This window comes from Novosphingobium guangzhouense, from assembly GCF_002896965.1.
GTDB classification, from domain to species: Bacteria; Pseudomonadota; Alphaproteobacteria; order Sphingomonadales; family Sphingomonadaceae; genus Novosphingobium; species Novosphingobium guangzhouense.
The window spans coordinates 1-1,641 of the sequence record NZ_LYMM01000111.1 but is presented as its reverse complement, the minus strand read 5'-3'; the positions used below and the strand labels follow the sequence as shown (position 1 = coordinate 1,641).

Here is a 1,641-nt window from a genome sequence, read left to right as displayed (position 1 = left end):
CCAACCTCGTCGACGGTGAGCCGAACTATACCTTGAGCCAAGTGGCGCTGAACGACCTAATCATGGTCTTTGCCTTTGCGCCGCTGGTGGGCCTGCTGCTGGGCGTGGCATCGATTACTGTGCCGTGGAACACCTTGGCGCTTTCGGTGGCGCTCTACATCGTCGTCCCGGTGGTCATCTCGCAACTGCTCCGCCGCGCACTCCTTCGCGGCGGTGAGAAGCGCCTCCAGCATTTCCTGTCCGCCATTGGCCCGATCAGCCTTGTCAGCCTGCTCCTTACGCTGGTGCTGCTGTTCGGCTTTCAGGGTGAGCAGATCATCCGGCAGCCCTTGGTGATCGCGCTGATTGCCGTGCCGATCCTGTTTCAAGTCTATCTCAATGCCGGCATCGCCTACTGGCTCAGCCGCCGTTTCGGCGTGGCATGGTGCGTCGCTGGCCCTTCGGCGCTGATCGGTGCCTCCAATTTCTTTGAACTGGCTGTGGCCGCCGCCATCAGCCTCTTTGGCCTCAGTTCCGGCGCCGCGCTGGCAACGGTCGTGGGCGTGCTGGTCGAAGTGCCGGTAATGCTGTCGATCGTCGCCTTGGTGAAGCGGACCCGCCCCTGGTACGAGAATGGTATTTCCGCATGAGACTGCGCGAACTAGCCGCCCCCGATCATCTTCCTGCCTTGGACAAGGCTTTCGCGCTGGCTCGTCCCGCCGTTGGCCTTGGCCCAGACCAACCGCCTCCGCGCATTCTGCTGCTCTACGGCTCCCTGCGGGAGCGCTCGTTCTCGCGCCTCGCTGTGGAAGAGGCGGCTCGTCTGCTGCAATTCTTCGGCGCCGAGACGCGGATTTTCGATCCCAGCGATCTGCCGCTGCCCGATCAGATAGCGGGAGACGACCACCCGGCGGTGCATGAACTGCGCGAGCACGCGCTGTGGTCGGAAGGCATGGTCTGGTGCAGCCCGGAGCGGCACGGCCAGATCAGCGGCATCATGAAGACGCAGATCGATCATCTGCCGCTCCAGATGCGCGGGATGCGGCCGACGCAAGGGCGAACGCTTGCAGTCATGCAGGTGTCTGGCGGCTCGCAATCGTTCAACGCCGTGAATTCACTGCGCCTGCTGGGCCGCTGGATGCGGATGTTCACGATCCCAAACCAGTCGTCGGTGGCGATGGCATACAAGGAGTTCGACGAGGACGGCCGGATGCGGGCATCGAGCTATTACGAGCGCATAGTCGATGTGATGGAGGAACTGGTGCGCTTCACCGTGCTGTTGCGGCCGCACGCGGCGCAACTTGTGGACCGCTACTCCGAGCGTAAGCAGGCCGGCGTTCCGATCGATGCTACTACAGACCATTCCGCTATAGCGATCGCGGCCCAGTCCTGATTCCGCAGCCGACCATTCCAGACTGTCAGCGGTGATATTTCGCTATCGAGTTGCGGGCGGGCAGCTTTTCTTTTTCTGGAGGTCCCAGACTCGCCGATAGGGACCTCCGGCTTCAAAGCCCGGACAGCGCTTAAGCCGGCTTTCACAGCATCAAATTCTCCAGCGGAGACGCCAGACGTCCTGAGTGGGGATGCATTATGTGGAACCAGGGAGCACTGCGCTCCTGCCAAGCGCAATACGCTGACACTGTTCTGCTGCGAATGTGTGGC

At 62.2% G+C, this 1,641-nt stretch carries 2 protein-coding genes; both read left to right on the top strand.

Annotated features, from left to right (window positions below; translation table 11 throughout):
* On the top strand, positions 1–629 hold a 629-nt coding region (locus tag A8V01_RS27960; protein WP_425437370.1), incomplete at its 5' end, for an arsenic resistance protein.
* The gene (gene arsH, locus A8V01_RS27955; RefSeq protein WP_103099510.1) at positions 626–1,372 is read left to right on the top strand and encodes an arsenical resistance protein ArsH; all 747 of its coding nucleotides are present in this window, start codon (positions 626–628) and stop codon (positions 1,370–1,372) included. The genes A8V01_RS27960 and arsH, both read left to right, overlap by 4 nt.
* The last annotated feature ends 269 nt before the right edge of the window (positions 1,373–1,641 follow it).

What these genes read in the sequence shown, in the direction of transcription:
- arsH (WP_103099510.1), top strand. Translation starts at nt 626, where the DNA reads ATGAGACTGCGCGAACTAGCCGCCCCCGATCATCTTCCTGCCTTGGAC.